The organism is Phormidium pseudopriestleyi FRX01 (assembly GCF_017313335.1).
GTDB lineage: Bacteria > Cyanobacteriota > Cyanobacteriia > Cyanobacteriales > Laspinemataceae > Laspinema > Laspinema pseudopriestleyi.
In genome coordinates this window covers 1-4,357 of sequence record NZ_JAFLQW010000396.1, presented here as the reverse complement: position 1 = coordinate 4,357, position 4,357 = coordinate 1, and the positions used below count along the sequence as shown (strand labels likewise).

General features: G+C 49.8%; 1 protein-coding gene. It reads left to right on the top strand.

Annotation, left to right across the window (positions count from 1 at the left end; all coding sequences use genetic code 11):
- Positions 1-31: 31 nt before the first annotated feature.
- On the top strand, positions 32-4,357 hold a 4,326-nt coding region (locus J0895_RS14960), incomplete at its 3' end, for an nSTAND1 domain-containing NTPase (protein WP_207088858.1).

Sequence of the window (4,357 nt, the reverse complement as noted above, 5' to 3'; positions counted from 1 at the left end):
AATTTCAGAGGAAGGACGTTCCGTACATTCTATGGTGCTCCCCAAAACGGTCAGCACCCTTTACAGCACCTTGGTGGACGCTCTGGATCAGAAGCAACCCCTCGCAGTGATGATTTTTGGGTTGGATTGCACCAATGGTTTGGAACAGTTGCTGGTATCGGCAAATCAGGTGCGGGATGAGTTTCGCAACAGTTTTCCTTTTCCCCTAATTTGGTGGGTGACGGAGGAGGTGCTCGCTTCTTTGATTCGGTTTGCACCGGATTTGAAAAGTTGGGCGGCCACCTCGATTAAATTTGAGATGGAAACTCCTAGCTTGCTGGACTTGCTGCACCAAGAGGCGGGGAGTCTGATTCCGCAACTATTAGAACGGGGAATGAATGCTCCCGGGTATGAATGGTGCATCCCGAGTCCTCTGGAGTCGAACCGGCGCAAGGAACTGGAGTCTGCGGTTAAGGATTTGCCGGGTCGCGGGGTGACTTTGGATGCGGAACTCTGTGCCAGTGTCCAGTTTGTATTGGGTCGAGATGAGTTTTGCCGCGATCGCCTGGGTCTGGCTGAAGCTCATTATCACGAAAGTTTGACGTTATGGCAGCATATTGGTAGGGGTTCACCCCTCACGGACCCCAAACAGCAGGCTCCAGAAATTACGCCCCTTGCGGTTTCCTCCCCAGACCTCGAACGCCTGGGTCTGTTGTGGTTTCACTTGGGATTGTTGTATTGCCGCAAAGCCGAACTCTACCAAGCTCAAAGTCAGCAACACCTGATCGAAGCTGAATCCTATCTCGATCGCGCCTTGACCCTGTTTGAGTCGGGGGGGCGATTAGATTGTGTCGCGCAACTCAGCCCCCTCTTAGGAGAGGTCCTAGCAAGGCTACAGCGCTGGGATCGCTTGCAGGTTCAAGTGGAAAAAACAGTGGATCTCCATGAAAAACATCCGGTGCAATTGGCCCGGGATTATGGATTTATGGCGGAAGTCGCCCTGGCGCGGTTCGAGTGGGAACAGTCGAAGGATTACGCGCAAAAGGCGATCGCCGCTTTAGCCTTGGCCCCTGTCCCCGAGCGCCAAGAACAGGGATTGTACTTGTACTTATTAGCCCGGGCCACGGTCCCTGAGTTGAGTCCTTTGGAAGCAACCCCGGCCCCCGGCAAGTTAAACGATTCGGCCCCATCCTGGTATCAACAGTCCCAATCGGCGATCGAAATTCTCAATTTTGCTCAACAAGTCACTAAACCGGAACGAGATCCCCAACTTTATATTTCCATTTTAAAGCTGCTGCGATCGCTCTATTTCGAGCATCGGGAGTATGTCGAAGCCTTTCGCCTCAAACAAGAACAACGCTCTATTGAAACCCTTTATGGGTTCCGGGCTTTTGTGGGGGCCGGATTGCTGCAACCCCAAACGAAGGCGCATTCCCAACCCTTAAACCAGACTGCTTTAAGTGGACTGGCCCCAAAATATTCCGAATTTTTAGGACTACCCCAAGAAATTGCGGCAGCAGGACGTCAGCAACATATTGAATGTTTGCTAGAACGCATGACTCGCGCCGATAAAAAACTCACGATTTTGTATGGCGACTCTGGGGTTGGTAAATCCTCCTTGGTGAATGCTGGATTTGTTCCAGCATTAGCAGGGCGGGCGATCGGCGATCGCCTTGCTGTGCCTGTGGTCCTACGGTCCTATACCGATTGGATTGCCACCCTCTCCAAACGCCTGAATGAAACTATCAGCGAAACCCTGGGAATTCCCCCAGAACCCAATCCCGAGTGGGGCGAACTCAATGGAGATTTAGAGAAGGGTGAAAGCCTCACCCCAGAGCATTCGGCTGACCGTTCCCCGGGAGAAGCGGCCTTATCCATGCTGCGATCCAACGTCAATCGCAATCTCCTGACGGTGATTATTTTTGACCAATTTGAAGAGTTTTTCTTTGTTCATAAAACTCAGGAAAGTCGGAAAGAATTCTATCGATTTTTACAAATCTGCCTCGATATTCCCTTTGTCAAAGTTATCCTTTCCCTCAGAACGGATTTCTTACATTATTTATTAGACTGCGAACGGCTATGCTATCTTGATGCGATTAATAACGATATTCTCAGTAAAGAAATTCGCTATCAACTCAGTGATTTTTCCGCAGCCCAGGCCGTAGAGGTAATTCAGCGCTTAACGGAACGGTCCCAATTTTATTTGGAAACTGAACTGATTGAGGCATTAGTTCGGGATTTAGCCAATGAAACAGGTCAGGTGCGCCCGATTGAATTACAACTCGTCGGCGCTCAACTGCAAGATGACGAAGAAAAAATTACCACCCTAGAACAGTACCAAAAGCTCGGCGATCGCCCCAAAGAAATCCTGATTGCGCGATCGCTCGTCCAAGTCATTCGCGACTGTGGACCGGATAATGAAAAACCAGCTTGGGAAGTCCTGTACCGTCTCACCAATCAAAACAACACCCGACCCCTGCGCACCCAAGAAGAATTAGCCGCATCCAGAGAGTTCACCCCAGCACAACTGGACTTAATTTTAAAAATTCTCGAAGGAGCAGGTTTAGTCTTTATTCACCGGGAAGAATCCGGCGATCGTTATCAACTCGTCCATGACTATCTCGTTCACCCCGTCCGCCAAAAATACGAAAGTGATTTTGGTCCCGAGGCCCGGTTAGTCAAGGCCGAAGAAGCCAAAAAAATGACCCAAGCGCAACTCGAAAAAAGCAATAAAAAGCTCAAACGTCAGCGGGGTTTTTTGGGCTTTTTAGCCGGTTTACTAGCGTTTGCCAGTGTGTTCGCCCTCGCTCAAAAAGAACAAGCCTCAATTGGGGTGGAAAATGCTCAAATTACCGCCATTAGTGCCTCCAGTGAAGCCCTCTATGTCTCCGATCGCGAATTTGATGCCTTGGTCGAAAGTTTAAGAGCATGGCGAAAACTCTCAAGCGCTAAAAACCCGGATTCAGAAACTAAACTGCGGGTGGCAACCGCCTTACAACAAGCCGTTTATGGGGTGCGAGAACGGAACCGTCTCGAAGAACATGGTGCAGAAGTCTGGAGTGTCGCCTTCTCTCCCGATGGTCAGTTGTTGGCCTCCGGAAGCAATGACACTCAGGTATTGCTCTGGAATCGCAACGGCAGTCTCCATAAAAAATTGGTGGATTATAGTCTGGATATGACTGGGGTCAGTCATGCCGATGAGGTCACCAGCGTGGCCTTCTCTCCCGATGGTCATTATATTGCCTCAACCTCTAGGGACCGGACGGTTAAACTCTGGAAGCGAGATGGCAGTCTCTATAAAACCCTCAACGGCCATACCAATAGCATTTATAGCGCCAGTTTTTCCCCGGATAGTCAATTTTTAGCCACGGCAAGTCATGATCAAACGGTTAAGCTATGGCGGGTATCCGATGGCAGTTTGGTCAGAACGTTTAAAGGTCATACGGATTCGGTGAATTGGGTGACGTTCAGTCCCGATGGTCAAACTCTGGCCTCGGCTTCTGATGACAAAACTGTTAAACTTTGGACCCTTGATGGCACAGTCCGCAAGACTTTAAGGGTTCATACGGATTGGGTGACGGCATTGGCGTTTAGTCCCGATGGTCGTCATCTGGTTTCAGCCGGTGTGGATCATACCATTTCGGTGACGAATCTGGAGGAGGACTCTACCCAAAGCTGGACGGCTCATGATGATATTGTTTTTAGCTTGAGTTTTAGTCCCGATGGCCGCTGGTTTGCATCGGCTGGGGATGATAATGCGATTAAAATTTGGAAGTTAGATGGGACGCCGATTAAAACGCTCAAGGGTCATAGTGGCCGAGTAACCAGTGTCAATTTTAGTCCCGATGGCATGACTTTGGCATCGGCAAGTTGGGATAAAACGATTCGTCTTTGGACTCTAAAAGATACTTTTTTGAAGGTGTTAGCTGGGGAGGTGGGTCACAAGGGGAGGGTGTCGAGTATCAGTTTGTCTCCCACGGGAAAACAGTTGGCATCGGCCAGTTGGGACAAAACGGTGAAAATTTGGAGTCTGGACCCGGGTCGCACTACGGAAGCGGTGATGACGTTACAGGCTCCTGATGGACATGGCGATCGCGTGTTTGGAGTGAGTTTTTCTCCTGATGGTCGGGCGATCGCCTCGGTCTCTCAAGATTGTACGGTCAAAATTTGGAATGCATCCAATGGCACTCTCCTCAAAACTTTAGTGGATCCGAATTTGACGGGAGACCCGTCCAAACATTCCGATTGTCCGGTGGAAAGTAGTCACAGCGATCGCGCTTATTCTGTCAGTTTCTCCCCCGATGGTCAATTAATTGCCTCGGGTTCTCGTGATAAAACTGTCAAAATTTGGCGGATCGATGGTACTTTATTGGGGGTT